Origin of the sequence: Nostoc sp. (assembly GCF_036917515.1) — a bacterium.
Classification (GTDB): Bacteria; Cyanobacteriota; Cyanobacteriia; order Cyanobacteriales; family Nostocaceae; genus Nostoc.
On sequence record NZ_JBALDE010000173.1, the window covers coordinates 54820 to 76930 of the forward strand.

General features: G+C 40.7%; 13 protein-coding genes and 1 pseudogene. All 14 read left to right on the forward strand.

Annotated features, from left to right (window positions below; translation table 11 throughout):
* The first annotated feature begins 19 nt into the window (after positions 1–19).
* Positions 20–871 carry a hypothetical protein gene (locus tag V7K89_RS22685; RefSeq protein WP_335191146.1) on the forward strand — a complete coding sequence of 284 codons (852 nt, stop codon included), beginning with the start codon at positions 20–22 and terminating at the stop codon, positions 869–871.
* Positions 872–937: 66 nt separating this feature from the next.
* Positions 938–1798, forward strand: coding sequence for a TauD/TfdA dioxygenase family protein (locus V7K89_RS22690; RefSeq protein WP_335191148.1), 861 nt, complete (start codon positions 938–940; stop codon positions 1796–1798).
* A 52-nt stretch (positions 1799–1850) separates the two neighbouring features.
* Entirely contained in the window at positions 1851–2657 is an 807-nt protein-coding gene (locus V7K89_RS22695; protein ID WP_335191150.1) for a class I SAM-dependent methyltransferase, read from the forward strand.
* Between the two features lie 95 nt (positions 2658–2752).
* On the forward strand, positions 2753–2863 hold the full coding sequence (locus tag V7K89_RS22700; protein ID WP_335191152.1) for a beta-ketoacyl synthase N-terminal-like domain-containing protein: 111 nt from the start codon (positions 2753–2755) through the stop codon (positions 2861–2863).
* Positions 2864–2903: 40 nt separating this feature from the next.
* A complete protein-coding gene (locus V7K89_RS22705) occupies positions 2904–3836 on the forward strand; it encodes a hypothetical protein (protein WP_335191153.1) in 933 nt (310 codons plus the stop codon).
* Positions 3837–3972: 136 nt separating this feature from the next.
* Positions 3973–7197: pseudogene (locus tag V7K89_RS22710) on the forward strand (beta-ketoacyl synthase N-terminal-like domain-containing protein); the annotation flags it as partial.
* A 477-nt stretch (positions 7198–7674) separates the two neighbouring features.
* Positions 7675–7932: an FkbM family methyltransferase gene (locus V7K89_RS22715; protein WP_335191156.1), complete on the forward strand. Its 258-nt coding sequence runs from the start codon at positions 7675–7677 to the stop codon at positions 7930–7932.
* A gap of 151 nt (positions 7933–8083) precedes the next feature.
* On the forward strand, positions 8084–8950 hold the full coding sequence (locus V7K89_RS22720; RefSeq protein ID WP_335191158.1) for a 3-hydroxyacyl-CoA dehydrogenase family protein: 867 nt from the start codon (positions 8084–8086) through the stop codon (positions 8948–8950).
* 89 nt (positions 8951–9039) lie between these two features.
* Positions 9040–9291, forward strand: coding sequence for an acyl carrier protein (locus tag V7K89_RS22725; protein WP_335191160.1), 252 nt, complete (start codon positions 9040–9042; stop codon positions 9289–9291).
* A gap of 38 nt (positions 9292–9329) precedes the next feature.
* Complete coding sequence (locus tag V7K89_RS22730; RefSeq protein ID WP_335191162.1) at positions 9330–10514, forward strand: acyl-CoA dehydrogenase family protein; 1185 nt, start codon at positions 9330–9332, stop codon at positions 10512–10514.
* A gap of 4 nt (positions 10515–10518) precedes the next feature.
* A complete protein-coding gene (locus V7K89_RS22735) occupies positions 10519–11589 on the forward strand; it encodes an HAD-IIIC family phosphatase (RefSeq protein ID WP_335191164.1) in 1071 nt (356 codons plus the stop codon).
* 54 nt (positions 11590–11643) lie between these two features.
* The gene (locus tag V7K89_RS22740; RefSeq protein WP_335191166.1) at positions 11644–13224 is read left to right on the forward strand and encodes a condensation domain-containing protein; all 1581 of its coding nucleotides are present in this window, start codon (positions 11644–11646) and stop codon (positions 13222–13224) included.
* A 109-nt stretch (positions 13225–13333) separates the two neighbouring features.
* Entirely contained in the window at positions 13334–17923 is a 4590-nt protein-coding gene (locus V7K89_RS22745; RefSeq protein ID WP_335191168.1) for an amino acid adenylation domain-containing protein, read from the forward strand.
* Positions 17924–17935: 12 nt separating this feature from the next.
* Positions 17936–22006 carry a condensation domain-containing protein gene (locus V7K89_RS22750; protein WP_335191170.1) on the forward strand — a complete coding sequence of 1357 codons (4071 nt, stop codon included), beginning with the start codon at positions 17936–17938 and terminating at the stop codon, positions 22004–22006.
* Positions 22007–22111: the final 105 nt, after the last annotated feature.

The following is a 22111-nucleotide window of genomic DNA, read 5'->3' on the forward strand; positions in this document are numbered from 1 at the left end:
TTTTAGAGGAGTAATAACAATGAACCTAAACAGTAATCAAAAAAACTTCTTCAAAAAATTACAGCGTCAAGTTGTGCCATTCGTCTACCGCAATAACTTAATGAAATTGGCGACTTATTATGGTACTGATAAATGGAATTCTCATTGGTATGCTCAACATTATGCAAGGCATTTTGCTCCATTAAGACTCAAAAAACTGAAGATTCTTGAAATTGGTGTAGGCGGTTATGACGACCCCAAATCGGGTGGTGAATCTTTAAGAATGTGGAAGTCATATTTTCCTAATAGTATGATTTATGGTATAGATGTTGTAGATAAAACTTATCTTGAAGAACATCGCATAAAAATATTTCAGGGAAGTCAAGATGACGAAGATTTTTTAAATAAAGTTGTAGCAGAGACTGGAGAATTAGACATTATTATTGATGATGGTAGTCATGTTAATGAACATGTAATCAAATCATTTAATATACTTTTTCCTGCACTCAAAGATAGTGGTATATATGCAGTAGAAGATACATTGACTTCTTATATACCAAATCTGGAAGAAAAACGATTAAAAGCTGGCAGCAGAGGTGTTTTAGAAAATTGGCCAAGAGTTGGTGGCAGCTTAGAGCTAAATGCTCCTAAAACGACGATGAATTTTTTCAAAAAACTAGTTGATTGCTTGAATTATCAGGAAATTTTGAGACCAGGGTACTCTCCCTCTTATTTTGATCAGCATATTGTTGCTATGCACTTTTACCATAATCTAATTTTTATCTATAAAGGAAACAATGATGAGGATGGATATTATCTAGAAAACAACACAATTAAGCCATACTTATTGAATTATCTGAGTATAAAATCAGTCGAGGAACTGGGTATATAATTTTTCATTCTTGATAAATCAACATAATACACACTATTTTTAATCATTAAGTTTTGGAGTACAACTATGACGATTCAAATTGATTCACTAGAAACCAGCACCAAAAAAATTATATATAGTGATAAATGCAAAGATATTCTTAGCCTCTCTGTTGCGGAAATTCAGGAGTTGTTTAAGTCATCTGGAATTCTTCTTTTTCGAGGTTTTGGAGTCACTCACGAGCAGATGAAGGCGTTCTCAAAACAATTTAGTTCTAGATTTACCCGAGAGACTAACAGAACCCGCGTTGATTCAAGAGAGGGCTTTGTCTCTTTGGTAGCGCAAGGAACGCACTTTATTGAGCCTCATTGTGAAAATGCTAATACTCCCTTTCGACCAGATGCTGTTTGGTTTTGCTGTGGTGTTCCACCTGCACAGGGCGGTGAAACTTTATTCTGTGATGGTGTCCAAGTGTGGGAACAACTGAGTGAAGAGTCAAAACAATTGTTTCTTTCTAAAAAAATCAGGTTTGATTTTATTTACTCTGCCGAGCAGTGGAAGCATTTTCTTGGAGCAGAGGCTACTCTAGCTAATGTGAAGCAAATGCTGGAAGGTCTAGAGGGAGTAAGTTACTTTATCAACGAAGATGAGTCTGTCTCATTTGCATATGCTTGTCCAGCCGTAATTAAAACCAAGTATAGTAATCAAGATGCATTTGCCAATAATATCCTAAATGCAAAAGAATCAGTATTTTTTGAAAATGGTTCACCGATTCCCGATACAATTATTTCCGAAATTGAGGAAGTAACGGATAGGTTAACTGAAGAAATACAGTGGCAAGTTGGTGATCTAGTGATGATTGATAATTCAAGATTTTTGCACGGTCGTAGATCATTTAGCGATAACCAACGGTTGATTTTCTCTATCTTCAGTTACCTAAATTTTTGATATTAGTACAATCTAGGTGAATTACTTAAAAACTTTTAGGAAAATCAAAATCATGGAAACTAAATTAGAGAATGCAAATTTAATGTATGAAGAACCAAATAACTTACCCTACTATGATGCTTTAGCTTTTTGGTACAACGCAGGTTCAGCAACCAGCCAAGCTTGGATGGCGTTTTTAGAAAAATTTATCCTCCCATCTCTTCCGGAAAAAGCACATTTTTTAGACATTTGTTGTGGTAAAGGAGAATTAATACAACAACTGATAATGAGAGGGTATCAAGCAACTGGACTTGATTTCTCTAAAGAGATGTTGCACTATGCTCGTGAGAATGCACCCAATGGTGAATTTATCCAGTGTGACGTACGCTTCTTTAAATTGCCGCCTACCTTCCATGTAGTTGTCTCAACACAAAATTCCTTTTCAAATGTCACGAGTCTTGAAGAATTGACAAGTGTTTTCCAGAACGTGTATGCAGCAATGCTAGAAAATGGGTGGTTTGCGTTCGACTTGAGTCAGGAAGAAGAATATATTTTAAACCCTAATGATTCGTATAGCGATGTTCAAGATGATTTTGCCTTTAATTTATTATCTAGAAACTATTATCCTGAAGAAAAAATATATCGGAGAAATGTAGTATTATTTCGTTTATTCAATGGAAACTGGCAGCGCTCGGATGTGACTTTAGTAGAAAGACCTTATTCTCCCGAACAAGTTAAGTCAGCTTTAGAAAAAATCGGGTTCAAGGAAGTGAAAGTTTATGATGTCAATCGGGAGTTGGCAGCAAATGAAAGTGAATTGACAGGAGAGTTAGATGGACTCGTAAAAAATGGAAGGATGTGCTATGTCTGTCGCAAGTAACGAATGAGATAGATAGTCCTAGAAAAATATATTTATAAAGTGCAGACTAAAAAGCCCCATTACCTGCACGTTATATAGAAAAGGTGTCAAGATTCATGAGTATTTCAGAAACTATTAATTCGAAAGAAGACATAGCTGTGATTGGCATGGCTGGTCGTTTCCCCAAAGCCAAAAATATTGATCAATTTTGGCAAAGTCTTAAATAACTAACTTTCCTACTAAATGATTTTTTACGGAGTACTACTAATGAGCATAAACAGCCATCAAGAAAATTTGTTCAATAAATTACAGCGTCAAGTCCTGCTATTTCTCTACCGGAAAGACTTAATAAAGTTGGCAACTTTTTATGGCTGTAATAAATGGAGTGAGCATTGTTATGCTCAACATTACAATAAGCATTTTGCTCCATTAAGACTAAAAAAATTGAAGATACTTGAAATTGGTATAGGTGGTTATGATGATCCAAAAGCTGGAGGTGAGTCTTTAAGAATGTGGAAAGCCTATTTCCCAAATAGTATGATTTACGGGATAGATATTGTGGATAAAAAGCCTTTGGAAGAACCTCGCATTAAAATATTTCAGGGTAGTCAGGATGATGAATCCTTCTTAAAGAGAGTGATATCTGAGACTGGCGGATTAGACATCATCATTGATGATGGTAGTCATGTAAATGAGCATGTTATCAAATCATTCAACACCCTTTTCCCTGCACTCAATGATAATGGCATTTATGTAGTGGAAGATACTTTTACTTCTTATTTACCAAGTTTTAGTGAAAAATGGCAGTTAAAAAATTTTGGTTCTTTACCATTAAATATTTCTACAAGATTAGGTGGAAGTCTTGACTTAAATGACCCTAAAACTATGATGAATTTTTTTAAGAGATTAGTTGATTGCCTAAATTATGAAGAATTTTTGAATCCAGGCTACTCTCCCTCTTATTTTGACAAACATATTGTCGCTATGCACTTTTATCATAATCTGGTTATTCTTTATAAAGATAATAATAACGAAGTCAGTAGTTTTTTAGAAAACAACACATTACGACCAGAAATTATGAAAATACTGGGAATAAAATCCTTAGAAGATTTGGATATAGGGATACCAACTCTGATGAACGCTTTGAGGATTTTTAGAAGAGTGCTACCAGTGAGCAGAATTAGTCAAGGAGAAAATTAATCAAAAAATTACAGCCTTAAATTCAACCAATTAATCTACTGTTTGGACTGGAATAATTTTGACAGAATAGCTTTGTGACTCCTTTTGCTCCACGATTTTTTTGAAATAATTTTTATTACAACACAGAAGATAGCCGATGTTTGCTAATGATGCTCTCAGAAATGAGATTACGCAGGGGATAGCTGTGATTGGTATGGCAGGTCAGTTTCCCGGAGCCAAAAGTATTAATGATTTTTGGCGAAACCTCAAAGATGGTGTGGAGTCAATTTCTGTCTTAACAGATGAAGATATATTAAATTCAGCAATTGACCCAGCTATAATGAATAACCCTCGCCATGTAAAAGCTGGGGCAGTATTAGAAGATATAGAATTATTTGACGCTGCATTCTTTGGTTTTAACCCCAGAGAAGCAGCAATTATGGATCCTCAACACCGTTTTTTCTTGGAGTGTGCGTGGCAAGCTTTGGAAGACGCTGGCTATGATTCTGAAAGATACGCAGGCGAAATTGGCACTTATGCAGGTATGGGCTGGAACAGCTATTTGTTATTTAACATTGCTGCCAGCCGCAACAACTTACTGAATTTAGAAATTGGTCAACAAACGCTGCTGGGTAATGAAAAAGATTTCCTAACTACACGCACCTCTTACAAATTAAATTTAAAAGGCCCAAGTATTAATGTGCAAACTGGCTGCTCCACATCATTAGTTGCAATCAACTTGGCTTGCCAAAGTTTGCTTAGTTACCAGTGCGATATGGCTCTAGCTGGTGGTGTGGCTATAAATGTCCTACAAAAAGCTGGTTATTTACATCAAGAAGGGGGAATAATGTCTCCCGATGGGCACTGTCGTACCTTTGATGCCAAAGCTAGAGGAACTGTAGGTGGTAGCGGAGTTGGAGTAGTAGTTCTTAAGCGCTTGGAAGATGCTCTAGCCGATGGCGACTGCATTCATGCCGTCATCAAAGGTTCTGCTATTAATAATGATGGAGCTTTAAAAGTGGGTTACACAGCACCTAGCTTGGTTAGGCAAGCCCAGGTGATCGCACAAGCTCTTGCTGTAGCCGACATTGCGGCTGAGACAGTCAATTATGTAGAGTGTCATGGTAGCGGTACAGTTCTAGGAGATCCTGTGGAAATCAAGGCTTTAACAAAAGCCTTTCATACAAGTACTCAGAAAAAAAACTTCTGTGCCATTGGTTCGGTGAAGACAAATGTTGGACATCTAGACGCAGCGGCAGGTATAGCTGGCTTCATTAAGACGGTTCTGGCTCTAAAACACAAGTTGATTCCACCCAGTTTACACTTTGAGCAACCCAACCCTGAGATCGATTTCAACAACAGTCCTTTCTATGTAAACACCAAGTTGTCTGAATGGAAAACCAATGGCACCCCCCGTCGTGCTGGAGTTAGTTCCTTCGGTATTGGGGGAACCAATGCACATATAATTCTGGAGGAAGCCCCAGTTAGGGAGCAGGGGAGCAGGGGGGACTCGGGGTCCCCTCTGGGGATAGGGGGGAGAGGGGAGCAGGGGAGGAAATATCAGCTGTTGGTTCTTTCTGCGAAAACGGAATCAGCACTCTTATCAGCTACGGCAAATCTGGTTAATCACCTGAAACAGCATCCCAATTTAAACTTAGCTGATGTGGCTAATACCCTGAAGGTGGGTCGCAGGGCTATGGGCTATCGACGGGTGGTTGTTTGTCAGGATGTTGATGATGCAATAAATGCACTGCAAGATCCAAAACGAGTTTTGACCAGTATTCAACAGACAAGCGAAAACGCTGCATACACGCCCAGTCCTGCGGACGGGTTGGGCGATCGCCCCGTCGCTTTGATGTTTCCTGGACTGGGAACTCATTACATTAACATGGCTCTTGAACTTTACCAAGTTGAGCCGACGTTTCAAGAAGCAGTTGACAGATGTTGCCTGTTGCTAAAACCTCTGCTTGGTTTGGATCTGCGGGATGTGCTGTATCCCAAAAATAGTTCTCAAAAACACAACCCACCGAAACCCGGTCTAGATTTGCGAAAGATGCTTGGTCGTGGTGAAGAACCAGCAGATGAAGCCACACAAAAAATAAATCAAACCTTTCTCGCTCAACCAGCCATCTTTATTATCGAGTACGCTTTGGCTCAGTTGTGGATCGAGTGGGGAATTCGTCCTGTTGCCATGATTGGCTATAGCATCGGTGAATTTGTAGCGGCAACTTTAGCAGGAGTTTTGTCCCTGAAAGACGCTCTGACTCTTGTTGCCAAAAGAGCGCAAATGATTCAAGAGTTGCCAGCAGGGGCAATGCTTGCTGTTCCCCTGACAGAACAAGAGGTGCAGCCTTTTCTTAGTGAGAAACTTTCTCTCTCAGCAATCAACGGCTCATCTCTTTGTGTAATTTCGGGTTACACCGAGGCTGTGGATGAATTAGAACACCACCTAACCCAAAAAGGTTTGGCCTGTCGGCGGATTGTTACTTCCCATGCTTTTCATTCAAAAATGATGGAGGCGATCGCACCCGCCTTACATAATTTAGTCAAAACATTCAATCTCCAACCACCTAAAATTCCCTATTTATCCAACGTCACAGGAACTTGGATTACAGCAGAGCAAGCAACAGATCCCAACTACTGGGTTAAGCATATGTGCCAAGCTGTGCAGTTTGCTTCGGCAGTGCAAGAATTGTCCAAAAAACACAATCCGGTTCTGTTAGAAGTTGGGCCCGGACAGACATTGAGCAGTTTAGCACTCAGTATTTTACAGAGCGATCGCCTAGCAGATCGAGTTGTGCTGCCATCGCTGCAACATTCTTACGAGCGTCAGTCAGATATTGCCTTTTTACTAAATACACTAGGTCAGCTTTGGCTTGCAGGAGTGCAGATAGATTGGGCAGGATTTTATTCTCATCAGCGTCGCGCTCGTTTGCCTTTACCGACCTATCCGTTTGAGCGTCAGCGTTATTGGATTGAACCACACAAACAAACACAAGTTATCGCCATCTCGCAGACATGCTCACCAGAACGCTTTCAAGGCGGCGAAGCACAAGAATATCAATTGCCAACGAATAGCGAAACAGTATCAGAGCTTTCGCTACATTCGCGCCCGCACTTACGGAATTCTTATGTTGCTCCTAGCAGTGAACTCGAACACAAAATTGCTAGCTTCTACCAACAATTGTTGGGTATAGAGCAAGTAGGTATATATGACAACTTCTTTGAATTGGGGGGAAATTCCCTGATCGGTATTCAGGTGATTGCCCAACTTCGTAAAGACTTCCAACTAGAAGTATCTCTTCGTGCCCTCTTTGAAGCACCCTCTGTAGCTGAGTTGGGTTTATTTATTGAAGAAATGATTATAGCAGAGTTAGAAGAATTAACTGAAGATGAAGCTGAGAAGCTTGTATCTGTTGTTACTAAAAAGGAACAAGCACCGATAACAGTCAGCCGAGCAAAGCTACAGATTGCCGAACAATCTAGAGATTGTGCATCTGGGCAAAACAGAAACTGATTACTTCTACAAGGACATTTTGGAAAATTAAGTCTATCTCAAGCACGGAATTACTCTCAACAATGGGGACTGGATTTTTGATGTCGGCTCTCACATTGGTTTGTTTACGCTGTTTGTCAATCAGCAATGCAAAAATGCCAGAATTGTTACGCATTTGAGTCGGCTTTGCCTCTGTAGGAAATTTTACGCACTAATACAAAACGCTATGGGGTGAATGCCAAACTGTTCAATTGCAGATTGTGTGACAAGTCAAAAGCTGTAGTATTAACGTTTTATCCCAATAGTTCTAGAATGTCGTCATTCTATGCTAATTGAGAAGAAAAGTCAGTCTTAAAAGCGATCGTGCTCAATCAGTTGCAAGATGATCTCAAGAGCAGGGAAAACCTGATACAATATTCTGGTGAATTGCTAGAAGAAAGATTTAAAAGTCAGGCTTTTACTTGCCAGGTAAGAACCCTCTCTGATGTCCTTGGCGAGCAAAATGTCAAACGCATAGACTTACTAAAAATTGATGCGTATAAAAGCGAACTCAATGTCATCAAAGGCATCAAGAATGAAGATTGGAAAAAAATCAAGCAGATTGTCATAGGAGTTAGGTGATAAACAGGGGCAGCTAGAGCAAATTACTGACTTGCTTAAAACGAAAAGTTATCACGTCGTAGTAGAAAAAGAAAACTTGTATGAAAACTTAGTGATGTACTATGTTTACGCCAAACGAAAATGAACAATGAAATTATAAAAATAGGTAGCAATGAGAGAAATTCAGACAGTTGGTGTTGCGGGAGCGGGTGTTATGGGAATCGGGGTTTCACAAAACCTCGCTCAAACAGGTCATCAGGTGATTTTAGTAGATATTTCAGAAGATATTTTGGATCATGCTAAACAAGAAATTAGAAATAATGTCCGTTTTCAGGGTTTTTTCCAGAAAAACAGTGAAGCAGAGAGTCCTAACGACATACTACATCGAATTAAGTTTTCAATTAACTATAAATTCCTTGAAGATGCAGAATTTGTAATTGAGAATGTCACGGAAAAGTGGGATATTAAAAAGGAGGTCTACGCACAGCTTGATGCCATTTGTCCAGAGAAAACAGTATTTGCAGCTAATACATCAGCTATCTCAATTACCCGCATTGCTTCAGTGACCAAGCGAACACCACAAGTCATTGGTATGCATTTTATGAACCCTGTGCCAATGAAACCGATGGTTGAAATGATTCGTGGGCATCATACATCTGATGAAACAATCGAGACAGCAAAAAAATTGTTGGCTCAAATGGGCAAAGAATGCATCATCGTTAATGACTCACCGGGTTTTGTTTCCAACCGCGTGTTGATGTTGACTATTAACGAAGCTATTTTTATCCTGCAAGACCAAGTTGCTTCAATAGAAGAGGTGGATAAAATCTTTAAAACCTGCTTTGGTCACAAAATGGGGCCACTGGAAACAGCCGATTTGATTGGTCTAGATACGATTTTATTTTCCATCGAAGTTTTGTATGAAAGTTTCAACGACAGCAAATATAGACCATGTCCATTGCTTAAGAAAATGGTAGATGCGGGATTGCATGGTCGTAAAAGTGGCAAAGGGTTTTATACATATAGCAATCCTAAATGATTTGTAAAATTATTTTTTATTTCCTCTGATTATATATCAATAAATGAGAATATGACTATGAATTAAAATCACATAAATAGCATTAAATTATGAAAGAAACCACAACACGAATTAAAACCTTCCTTTCCCGATTTTTTGGTGACCATGACTTGCAGTTAGATGAAGATATATTTAGTCTCGGTTTTGTTAATTCAATGTTTGCCATGCAACTAGTCTTATTTTTAGAACAAGAATTTCAAATTACTATTGAGAACGAGGATCTGGAGTTTGATAACTTTAAGACAATAAATGCTATGAGCAGTTTAGTACAACGAAAAACAGCTTTATTTACTTACAAATAAACCAAAAATTGACGGTATTTATCTACCTCAGTGATCTGATGAAACTAGAATTAACTCCTCAGCAAAAAAACGCTCAGGCTGAATTTAGAGAATTTGTATATGCAGAGGTTGTACCTCAGGCAAATCAATATGATCAACAAGAACGTACCCCTCCAGATCTAGTTAAAAAATTCGCTCAAAAACGATATTTAGGTGCTGTTTTACCTAAAGAGTTCGGTGGCGAAGCTATGGATATGATTACTTATGGCTTGCTGAACGAAGAAATTGGACGCGGGTGTTCTTCGCTGCGGAGTTTGCTGACAGTTCATTGCATGGTTTCTCATGCTCTTTGCAAGTGGGGCAATAAGTTTCAAAAAAACTATTGGCTTCCTAAATTAGCCTCTGGTGAAATAATTGCTGCTTTCGCTTTGAGTGAACCTAACGTGGGTAGTGATGCCAAAAGTGTGGAAACTACGGCAACACTTTCTGGGGATGCTTACATCTTAAATGGACACAAGAAATGGATTACCTATGGACAAATTGCAGATGTCTTTTTAGTGTTTGCTCAATGTGAAGGAAAACCCTCTACTTTCTTAGTTGAAAAGAATAGCCCTGGACTCTCGATCAAACCAATTTTTGGGATGCTAGGTGTCAGGGCTTCGATGTTAGCAGAATTGCATCTAGATGACTGTCGCATTCCACAGGAAAATCTTGTAGGTAGGCAGGGTTCTGGTTTCTCTTATGTGGCATCCTCTGCACTGGATTATGGCAGATACAGTGTAGCATGGGGGTCTGTAGGCATTGCACAAGCTTGTTTGTCGGCTTGCATTCGCTATACAAGCGATCGCAAGCAGTTTGGCGTTTATTTAAAAGAACATCAATTAATTCGACAAATGATTACTAACATGATTGCCAATGTCAAAGCCGCAAGATTGCTATGCTATCAAGCTGGCTATCTCAAGGATATTGGCGATCCTAGCTCCATTATAGAGACCTCAATTGCTAAGTATTTTACATCCACAATTGCTTCTCAAGTAGCAAGTGATGCCGTACAAATTCATGGTGGCAATGGTTGCAGTAGCGAATACCCGGTTGAAAGGTATTTGCGAGATGCCAAAATCATGGAAATCATTGAAGGTAGCACTCAGATCCAACAAGTTACTATCGCTGAGTACGGTTATCAGGAGTACCTATCACCACGCACTGGCGCTGTGAGGGTGCAAAACTTAGCAGCAAGGATATAAATACATGATTAGCACTCAAATTGAATCTTCAAATAATAAGCAAGAAGACAAAAAAATTGTTAAGTGCGTCGTTTGGGATTTAGATGACACGCTATGGCATGGTATGTTATTGGAGGATAAACAAGTTTACTTGCGAGATAATATCGTAAATATCATCAAAACTTTAGATAGTCGCGGAATATTACAATCGGTTGCAAGTAAAAATGATTGTGTTCTTGCTATGGACAAACTTCAAGAGTTTGGTTTGCAAGAGTATTTTCTGTATCCTCAAATCAATTGGAATTCCAAGGCTGCTTCTATTCAAGAAATCGCTAAATTAATTAATATTGGGAAAGACGCGATCGCCTTCATTGACGATCAGCCATTTGAACTGGAAGAAGTTAACTTTTCCCTGCCGGAAGTCTTTTGTATCAATACATCACAACTGGCGCATCTACTAGATATGCCAGAAATGAATCCGCGTTTTATTACAGAAGATTCTAAAATTCGAAGATTAATGTACATTAGTGATACAGAGCGTCAAAATGCTGAAAAAGAATTTGTTGGGACACCAGAAGGGTTTTTAGCCACCCTCAAGATGAGTTTTACCATATCTTCGGCAAAAGAAGAAGATTTGCAACGAGCAGAAGAATTAACAGTACGTACTAACCAATTAAATACCACTGGTTATACATACTCTTATGATGAACTCAATCATTTTCGTCAATCAGAAAATCACAAACTTTTTATTGCTAGTTTAGATGATAAATATGGAAGTTACGGTAAAATTGGGTTAGTTCTGATAGAGTGCCAAGAAAGCATCTGGACAATAAAACTTCTGCTGATGTCCTGTCGCGTTATGTCTAGAGGTATCGGCACGATTATGCTGAACCATATTATGAATCTAGCTAAAAACAACAACGTTCGGCTATGCGCTGAGTTTGTTTCCAATAATCGTAATCGGATGATGTATATCGCTTATAAATTTGCAGGTTTCAAAGAAATTGAAAAGCGGGGTGAACTAGTGACTATTGAAAATGATTTAACGCGGATTCAACCTTTTCCAGACTATATAAAAGTACAGATTCTGAATTAGAAAGAATTGAAATTTTTAGGCAGATATTGCTCAATAGGATATTGAGTTAAACAAATGACTTTTCGGAACGATAGTATAAGCTTTGAGCAAAAAAAAGATGAACTTTCCCAGCGACGTTCTCAGCTTTCCGTTGTCAAACAAACGCTGCTGAAAAAGCGGTTGTGCGGAAACTTTGAATCTAATGCTCAACTACAACTTATTCCTCGACGTTCCCAGTCCGGATCAGCGCCTCTATCCTTTGCCCAGCAGCGGATGTGGTTTCTCTACCAATTAGAGCCAAACAGCGCTGCTTATAATCAAGCTGCATCTATACACCTGTCGGGTTCACTCAACATAAGAGCACTGGAGCAAAGCCTGAATGAAATAGTACGCCGTCACGAAGCTCTACGCACCACCTTTGCGATCATAGAAGAAGAATCGGTTCAAATCATTGCCCCAGCCTTGACGATGACTCTGCCAATCATAGACCTCAGGAAGTTGCCGGAGGTTGAGCGTGAACAGGAGGTTCAGCGACGAACTACTCAGGAAGTTCAACAGCTTTTTGACTTAGAACAAGGCCCATTGCTGAGGAGCATCGTACTGCATCTGACTGAGACAGAATATTTGCTGCAAGTCACAATGCACCATATTATCACTGACGGTTGGACGTGGGGCGTACTCGTTGGTGAATTGGTCGCGCTTTACGAGGCTTTCAGTATTGGTAAGCCCTCTACACTGCCTGAGCTCCCTATTCAGTACGCAGACTTTGCTGTTTGGCAGCGGCAGTGGCTGGCGACAGAAGTATTAGAGACTCAACTTGCTTACTGGAAGCAGCAACTGTATGATCTTCCGACATTGCAGCTGCCTACTGACCGCCCCCGACCTACAGTTCAAACCTTTCAAGGGGCTAGACAAACTCTAATGTTACCAAAGGCTTTGTCCGAAGAGCTAAAAGTCCTGAGCCAGCAGTCAGGGATAACGCTGTTTATGCTACTGCTAGCGACCTTTAAGACTCTGTTGCACTGGTACACAAAGCAAGACGATATAGTTGTAGGTACTGATGTCGCCAACCGCAATCAACCAGAGGTTGAAGGATTGATCGGGTTCTTTGTAAATCAACTGGTATTGCGGACAAACCTCTCAGGAAATCCGACCTTTCGAGAGTTGCTTGGACGGGTGCGCGATTGTACTTTGTCAGCGTATGCCCATCAGGATTTCCCGTTTGAAAAACTGCTGAACGCTTTGAAACTGGAGCGAACTCGAGGCCGTATGCCACTGTTTCAGGTCAAGCTTGTTCTCCAGAATGCCCCTCTACCACCTTTGGAGATTACTGGTCTAAGCGTGAAGCTCTCGGAATCAGATATTGATGCTGAAAGAGCAAAGTTTGATTTGCTGATGAATCTGATGGATACAACTGAGGGACTGAAGGTGCAGTTGGAATACGACACCGACCTATTCGATGCTGTCAGCATGAAGCAGATGTTAGGATACTTTGAACAACTTCTGTGTACTGTTGTTAAACAGCCCCAAACTCAGCTGCATGTTCTAGAGGAAATGCTCACTGAAGTAAGCAAGCAACAACAAATTCTGAATGAAAAACAACTCAAGGAGGCGCGTATTCATAAATTTAAGAACATTAAACGTCGAGTTATTTAATAAACAGAAAGTTGGACTTGTGAGCAGCAAATGATGCCCAAAAATAGAAAAATAAATTACATGTTTGTAGGATAAATATCATTTTCTTGCAAGTAACTGAGGAGCAAATATGGAAAAAGAAATTATTAGGGGATTTCGACTTTCACCACAACAAAAGCATTTATGGTTGTTGCAAAAAACTGACAGTAGCCAGCATTATCGTGCTCAATGTCAAATCCTGATTGAGGGAAATTTCAATGTAAGAAAATTTCAGACTGTTTTAGAGGATATTGTCAATCGGCACGAAATACTGCGTACAAACTTTCCTTGTATGCCAGGAGTAGATATACCACTTCAAGTCATAACTAATAACTACATTCCGTTTATTCAAAAATATAATTTAATTGCTCTGGAACCGTTTAAACAAGAACTTAAACTAGAGGTAATTTTTAATGAATTAAGCCAACAGCCTTTTAACTTTGAGCAAGAACCACTTTGGTATTTAGCCCTAATTGAGCTATCGTCCGACAAGCATATATTGCTTGTCAGTTTGCCTGCCCTCTTGGCGGATACAGCAACGCTCAAGAATTTAGTGCGAGAGCTCGGCTATTCATATAATGCAGCACACTTGCAAGATGTGATCTCAGATGAACCAATACAGTATGCTGATGTCTCTGAAATTTTCAATGAATTAATTGACTCAGAGGAAACGGAATTAGGAAAAGAGTATTGGCACAAACAAGATATCTCTGCTCTTTTCACTTTGAAGCTTCCTTTTGAACACCAACGTCCGGAAAAACTAGAATTTACACCTAAATTTATTACCCAAATAATTAATCCCGAACTAGCGTTTAATATTGAAGCGATCGCACGGACATATAATACTTCTACTTCTATATTTTTTCTGGTTTGTTGGCAGGTGCTGCTCGGACGACTCAGCGGACAATTAGACGTGATTGTTGGTACTGCTTATCATGGACGGACGTATGAGGGACTTGAGGAAGCGTTAGGGCTATTTACGAAATATTTACCTGTTCATTGTCATCTAACAGACAATTCCAAATTCAGCGATATTTTGCAACACGTTAACGAATTGACTAGCAAATTATTTGAATGGCAGGAGTATTTTACTTGGGAACAGATTGTCAAATCAACCAGCAATGAAATAGAGTTGTCATTCTTTCCGCTTTGTTTTGAGTTTGAGGAACATTCAAAGCAGTATTCTGGGATGGATGTATCTTTTTCTATTTCCAGACAATACGCTTGTCTTGATAGATTCAATCTGAAACTTCGCTGTGTTAGTCTTGATGATTCTCTGAGCTACGAACTTCACTATGATGCCAATATCTTCTTGGCAGAAGATATTCAACGCTTGGTGGCTCAGTTTGAGACTTTGTTAGCCAGCATAGTCAAAAATCCAACTGGGGCGATCGCTACTTTCAATATTATTAGCGATAATGAGCGTCAACAACTTTTAGGCGAATTCAACAATACCCAAACCACTGTTTTACCCTACCAGTGCATCCACCATTGGTTTGAGTTACAAAGCGGTCGCACACCTGAAAACATCGCCGTCAAATTTCAAGCCCAGCAACTAACTTACTTTGAACTCAATGCTCGTGCCAATCAGCTAGCTCATTACCTACAAAAACAGGGAGTTGGTCCCGATGTGCTAGTAGGCATCTGCATAGACAGATCTTTAGAAATGGTCATAGGAGTTCTAGGTATCCTCAAAGCAGGTGGAGCTTATGTACCAATCGACCCAATTTATCCCCAGGAACGCCAAACCTTCATTCTCAAGGATACTCAGACTCCTGTGCTACTAAGCCAGCAAAGTTTAGCAGCCGACATCCCAATACAAGGAATTCAAGTCATTTGTTTAGATAGCGATTGGGAAGTTATAGCCCAGGAGTGTACAGAAAACCCAGTCAGTCAGACAACGGCTCTGAATCTAGCCTACGTCATCTACACCTCCGGCTCCACTGGCAAACCCAAAGGAACATTAATTCCTCATCAAGGTTTGGTCAACTACTTGCACTGGTGTACGCAAGCCTATACAGTCTCTCAAGGAGAAGGAACGCTAGTTCATTCCTCTCTAGCATTTGACCTCACAATCACTAGTCTGTTTTCACCTTTACTGGTAGGGGGTCGAGTAGAGCTACTCTTGGAAGACAAAGGTATCGAGACCTTAAGCAATTCCCTACGTGATTATTCCAATTTAAGTCTCGTTAAAATCACGCCTGCTCATTTAGAATTGCTCAACCAGCAGATATTACCAGAAGAAGCTGCTAAAATAACTCGCGCCTTCATTATCGGAGGCGAAAACTTACTGGCACAAAATATTGCCTTTTGGCAAAAGTTTGCTCCCAATACCATGCTCGTCAATGAATATGGGCCAACAGAGACGGTTGTAGGATGCTGCATTTATAAAGTGCCAACTCACCAACATTTATCAGGATCAATTCCAATTGGTAACCCAATCGCCAACACCAAGCTCTATGTGCTCGACCAATACTGTCAATTAGTGCCGATCGGTGTGGTGGGTGAGTTGTATATTGGAGGTCTGGGACTAGCTCGCGGATATCTGAATCGACCGGAACTGACCGCAGAGAAGTTTATTCCCAATCCTTTGGGCACCGAAGTTGGAGAACGTCTTTATAAAACTGGCGATTTAGTTCGTTATCAACAGGACGGGACGCTGGAGTTTCTGGGGCGTTGCGACGATCAAGTAAAGATTCGAGGCTTCCGTATTGAGCTAGGAGAGATTGAAACCGTACTACATGAGTATTCAGGATTACAAGAATCAGCAGTTTTGGCGCGGGAGGATGTTTCAGGCAACCAGCGTTTAGTAGCATACATTGTTTGGCGGCAGGAGTCACCATCACTCGAAGAACTACGAAGTTTTCTCAAACAGAAACTACCTGAATACATGGTGCCCTCAGCCTTTGTATCGCTGAAAGCACTGCCATTAACTTCTAACGGTAAAATAGATCGGCGATCGCTGCCAGCACCGGATACAGCCAGACCTGATTTAGACGCAGCTTATACACCACCGCGTACTACTATTGAGGAGATACTAGCTAATATCTGGAGTCAGGTACTTGGTCTTGAGCAGGTAGGCATTTACGACAACTTCTTCGACTTAGGCGGAGATTCTATTCTCAGCATTCAAGTCATCGCTAAAGCCAAGCAAGCTGCTATACAGCTAACTACCAGTCAAATTTTTGATCATCAAACGATCGCTGAATTAGCACCGATGGCAGGTATTACCGCAACAATTCGGGCTGAACAAGAAGCGATCGTTGGTTCATTACCCCTGACACCCATCCAGACGTGGTTCTTAGCGCAAAATCAGCCTGATTCACACCACTGGAACCAAGCAATCGAGCTGGAAGTAAAGCAACAACTCGACCCGTTGCTCATCAAGCAAGCGCTACAGCAATTGCTTGTACATCACGATGCCTTACGTCTGCGTTTTGTGCAAAAAGAATTCAGTTGGCAACAGTTCAATGCTGGGTCAGATGAGGCTGTATCTTTTATCTGGCTAGATTTGTCAGCGCTGTCACTAGACCAACAAGAATTTGCGATTGAGGCAGCAACCGAGACAGTACAGGCTAGTCTCAACTTGTCGTCCGGACCATTGCTGAAGGTGGCCTTTTTTGACTTGGGTGTGCAAAAGCCAGCGCGAATGCTGGTGACTATGCACCACCTAATCATTGATGGTGTCTCTTGGCGGATTTTGCTGGACGCTTTACATATCGCTTGCCAACAGCTGACTCGGGGTGAAGCAATCAGGCTGCCACTAAAAACAACCTCGTTCAAGCGGTGGTCACAACGACAACAGGAGTATGCACAGTCAGCAGAACTTAAGCAAGAACTACCTTACTGGCTATCAAATTCACGGAAATACGTTGCTCCTCTGCCAGTAGATCATCCTGATGGTGACAACTTAGTGGCTTCTGCCCAAATTGTGTCAGCTAGACTCACTGTGGAAGAGACTAAAGCATTGCTTCAGGAGCTTCCTCAAGTTTACCGAACCCAAGTTAATGATTTGTTAATAACTGCGGTTGCCCAAACTTTAGCACAGTGGACTAGAAAGCAAACGCTACTGATTGATTTAGAGGGTCACGGGCGAGAAGATATTTTCGACGACGTGGATCTATCACTCACTGTCGGCTGGTTTACAACTATCTTCCCAGTTCTTTTAAAACTGGGTGAGGCAATCCATCCAGAAGATACTTTGAAACTAGTAAAAGAGCAGCTTCGCCAAATTCCAAATCAAGGTCTTGGCTATGGTGTGCTGCGCTACATGAGCCAGGATGCAGAAATAGTTGAGCAACTGCAAGCCCTTCCTCAAGTCCAAGTTATTTTCAACTACTTAGGTCAGTTGGATCGAATTATCCCTGAGGATTCTATGTTTCGACTATCTCATTTGACTCCTGGTCTTAGCCGTAGTCCACAAGGAAGCATGAGCCATTTGCTGGAGTGTAATGGATTCGTTATGGGTGGTAAGTTGCAACTGGATTGGATGTATAGCAAGAACAATTATCAACGTGCCACAGTTGAGCATCTGGCTCAAGGGTGCATAGAAGTGCTGCGGGCCCTGATTGTTCACAGTCAGTCTGCTGATGTATTTGGTTATACTCCTTCTGACTTTCCTGATGTCGAACTGAGCCAAGAAAAATTAGAAAAGGCTTTTGCTGAAATAGACTTTTCTTAAGTGGAGGATGAGGTGAACAAGAAAAACATTGAAGCAATTTATCCCCTTTCGGCTCCACAGCAAGGTATGCTCTTCGAGACACTGTATGCTCCAGAGTCAGGCATCCATATTGAGCAATTGACTGGTGTTGTTGAGGGGAAATTAGACATTTTTGCCTATGAGCAAGCTTGGCAACGGGTGATAGACCGCCACCCCATTTTAAGAACATGCTTCGTCTGGAAAGAACAGGATGAACCACTTCAGGCGGTGCTTCTCCAAATCAAAGTCCCTCTAGAACAGCTAGACTGGCGACATCTTACATCCTCCGAGCAGCAAAAGCAACTAGAAGCTTTCTTGCACTCAGAGCGAAAACAAGGCTTAGGACTTGCCAAAGCCCCACTGATTCGTCTGACGCTAATTCATCTCGCTCAAAACCATTACCAATTTATTTGGACTCATCACCACATTCTCATCGATGGGTGGTCTGGTTCTTTGATCTTCAAGGAAGTTTTAGCTTTTTACGAAGCGTTTTCTCAAGGTCAAGATTTATATCTAGAGAAACCCCGTCCATACAGAGACTACATTGCTTGGCTAAAAAAGCAAGATAGTTCCGCAGCAGAGGCATTCTGGCGGCAGACTCTACAGGGTTTTACCAGACCAACCCCACTGGGAACGATCGCAGAGCCAACTGGTTTCTCTGACCAAGAACAGCCCTACGCAGAACGAAGAGTTTTCTTGTCAGCCGCCGCCACAGCAACACTGCAATCTTTGGCAAGACAACACCGCCTGACCTTGAACACGTTGGTTCAGGGAGTCTGGGCGCTGCTCCTGAGTCGTTATAGCAGTGAAGAAGATGTAGTTTTTGGCATCACTGTCTCTGGTCGTCCGTCAGAACTAGAGGGGGTTGAATTGATGACCGGACTCTTCATTAATACTTTACCAATACGGGTAAAGGTTTCTCCTGAAGCATCCTTCTGGTCTTGGCTCAAAGACATCCAGACTTATAACTTAAAGCTACAGCAGTATGAATATAGCCCCAGCGGTCAAGTCCATCAATGGAGTGAAGTGCCTGGAGCATTACCCCTTTATGAAAGCCTTTTAGTTTTTGAGAATTTTCCGGATGTATCAATTCTCCGCTCTTCTGATTTAAGTCTTAATATCTGTCAGACTAGTTTTAAAGGCTCGCAAACAAAATATGCTTTGACTTTGCTCGTAGTTCCAAGTTCAGAACTCATAATTGATATCATCTATGATCAACGCCGCTTCGAGCAATCTGACGTAATTCTGATTCAGGAGCAATTCCTAAGTTTGCTAATTACCATAATTGGTGACCCAGAACCACAGATAGCAACACTTTTAAACAGAATTCCAGTCTGTCAAATTCCCAAGTTTAGTTCACCTCAGAAATATAAGCAACAGGAATTTGGTCTTGCCTATGTAGCACCCCGTAATTCTGTTGAGGAAGTCCTGGCCGGAATCTGGAAGCAGATTCTTGGTGTTGAGCAAGTAGGAATAGACAACAACTTTTTTGAACTGGGTGGACATTCCTTACTTGCCACTCAAGTTATGTCCCGCGTGCGCGATGCTTTCTGCCTTGAACTCCCCCTGCGTCACTTATTTGAATCACCCACTATCGCTAGCCTAGCTAAACAGATAGAAATAGTGATGAAACTGGAACAGAAGCTAGAAACTCCTGCCATTGTCCGGGTTTCCCGATCTGGCAATTTACCATTGTCGTTTGCTCAAGCTAGATTGTGGTTATTGGAGCAACTATACCCTGGCAGCTTAACCTATAACGATCTATCTGGTTTACGCCTCGTGGGTTCCCTAAATCTAGTTGTGCTGGAGCAGAGCTTACAGGAAATAATCCGTCGTCACGAAGCGTTGCGTACTACCTTCTATATGGTAGATGGGCAACCATTTCAGGCGATCGCTCCCAGCCTAACTATCAGAATACCAGTAGTAGACTTACGTGAGTTACCAGAAGCACAGCAAGAAGCTGTTGTTCAACAACTGATTACAGAAGAATCGCAACGCTGTTTTGACCTAGTGCAAGGGCCATTACTAAGATGTACTCTCCTGCGTATCCACGAGCAAGAACATATAGTATTGTTCACAATCCACCATATTATCTCAGATGGCTGGTCAATGGGTGTGTTTGTTCAAGAATTAGCAACACTGTACCAAGCCTTTTGTGTCGGAAAACCTTCTCCACTACCAGAACTACCGATACAGTATGCAGACTTTGCAATCTGGCAAAAACAGTGGTTGCAGGGGGAAGTATTGGAAAAACAACTGAGCTACTGGAAAAAGCAATTAGGAAGCAACCTTCCTGTACTACAATTACCTACAGTTCGCCCACGGGCAGAAATTAAAACTAGCCCTTGTGCAACTCAATTCTTCGACATTCCCTTTAACCTATCTCAAGAGTTGCAAGTGCGATCGCGCCAAGAGGGTGTCACTTTATTCATGACCCTACTGGCAAGTTTTCAAATATTACTACAACGCTATACCCAGCAGGATGACATCATTGTTGGCACTGATGTTGCTAATCGTAATCGAGCCGAGACAGAATTATTAATTGGTTTTTTTGTCAATCTGCTGGTTTTACGCACTGATCTGAGCAAAAACCCTAGTTTCCGTGAATTACTTGGGCGAGTACGCGAGGTAGCATTAGGAGCATACTCCCATCAGGATTTACCCTTTGAGAAATTAGTAGAAGCTTTGCAACCTGAGCGAAACTTGAGTAACGCATCGCCACTATTTCAGGTATTGTTTGTCCTTCAGAATGCCCCAATGCCAACCTTAGAATTGCCAGGACTGACCTTAAGTCTGTTGGAAATTCAAAACAAAATAGCCAGGTTTGATTTAGCACTATTTTTAACAGAAACAGAGCAGGGAATTTTGGGTAAGTGGCAGTATAATGCTGAACTTTTTGATGCTGCTAGCATCACTCGGATGACAAATCACTTCCAGACGCTGCTTAACAGCATTGTGTCCCAACCTGATGTGCGCATTGGTAATTTAGAAATGCTGACTGAAGTTGAAAGAAAACAACAAGTTAGGCAAAAAAGAGAGCGCAAAGCATTTAATCAGGAAAAGCTAATCAGTATTACTCCTAAAGCTGTTAGCTCGTTGCCAGAAAAATTAGTCAAAACTGATTACTTCCAAACAGGACAAACATTTCCTTTAGTAATTCAGCCTGCTAGTAACGATATTGATTTGATTTATTGGTCTAAACTTAACCAGGAATATTTAGAGAGAGAATTATTAAAACATGGCGCAATTTTGTTTAGAGGTTTCAATGTAAAATCAGTATTGGAATTTGAAAATTTTGCCCAGGTAATTTCTCCAGACTTATTTGATGAATATGGTGATTTACCCCGGACTGGAGAGGGTGGTAAAGTTTATGGCTCTACTCCTTATCCGTCTGAAAAAGCCATCCTTTTTCATAACGAAAGTTCTCACTTACATCAGTGGCCTCTGAAAATTTGGTTTTTCTGCATCCAAGTAGCACAACAAGGTGGAGAAACACCGATTATAGACTGTCGAAAAGCTTATAAAATAATCAATCCCACACTGAGAGAAAGATTAGCTAAAAAACAATTAATGTACGTCCGCCACTATACCAAGGGTCTGGATGTAAGCTGGCAAAATTTCTTTCGTACCAATGACAAATTAGTTGTCGAAAATTATTGCCGTCAAGCTAGGATTGATTTTGAATGGTATAATGATAATAGTCTAGTTACTCGCCAAGTTCGTCCAGCTTTGGCAGTACATCCAAAAACTAGTGAATCTGTATTTTTCAATCAAATTCAGTTACACCATATAGCCTATTTAGATGCAGAAGTTAGAGAATCTCTATTGTCTACATTTGGAGATAAACAGCTACCGCGTAATGTTTATTACGGAGACGGCACTCCTATAGAGGACTCAGTTATTGCAGAAATTAATGAAGTTTATCAGCAATCTAAAACAAGCTTTGCTTGGCAGCAAGGCGATATTTTGATGTTAGATAATATGCTGATTGCCCACGGACGAAATTCTTATGTGGGTTTTCGTAAAATTGTTGTAGCAATGGGCGAAATGATTAAAGAAATATAATTAATGAGTTTATTAAAAGGATAAAATTAGCTTATATGTAGTTAAGCATTCAGGATACTTAAGACCAACTGTTACGAGTCTCTTAATCTACTATCTCTAATATAT

Coding starts and splice junctions, on each gene's coding strand:
- V7K89_RS22690 (WP_335191148.1), top strand. CDS start 938: ATGACGATTCAAATTGATTCACTAGAAACCAGCACCAAAAAAATTATA.
- V7K89_RS22705 (WP_335191153.1), top strand. CDS start 2,904: ATGAGCATAAACAGCCATCAAGAAAATTTGTTCAATAAATTACAGCGT.
- V7K89_RS22740 (WP_335191166.1), top strand. CDS start 11,644: ATGACTTTTCGGAACGATAGTATAAGCTTTGAGCAAAAAAAAGATGAA.
- V7K89_RS22695 (WP_335191150.1), top strand. CDS start 1,851: ATGGAAACTAAATTAGAGAATGCAAATTTAATGTATGAAGAACCAAAT.
- V7K89_RS22725 (WP_335191160.1), top strand. CDS start 9,040: ATGAAAGAAACCACAACACGAATTAAAACCTTCCTTTCCCGATTTTTT.
- V7K89_RS22730 (WP_335191162.1), top strand. CDS start 9,330: ATGAAACTAGAATTAACTCCTCAGCAAAAAAACGCTCAGGCTGAATTT.
- V7K89_RS22700 (WP_335191152.1), top strand. CDS start 2,753: ATGAGTATTTCAGAAACTATTAATTCGAAAGAAGACATAGCTGTGATT.
- V7K89_RS22685 (WP_335191146.1), top strand. CDS start 20: ATGAACCTAAACAGTAATCAAAAAAACTTCTTCAAAAAATTACAGCGT.
- V7K89_RS22720 (WP_335191158.1), top strand. CDS start 8,084: ATGAGAGAAATTCAGACAGTTGGTGTTGCGGGAGCGGGTGTTATGGGA.
- V7K89_RS22745 (WP_335191168.1), top strand. CDS start 13,334: ATGGAAAAAGAAATTATTAGGGGATTTCGACTTTCACCACAACAAAAG.
- V7K89_RS22735 (WP_335191164.1), top strand. CDS start 10,519: ATGATTAGCACTCAAATTGAATCTTCAAATAATAAGCAAGAAGACAAA.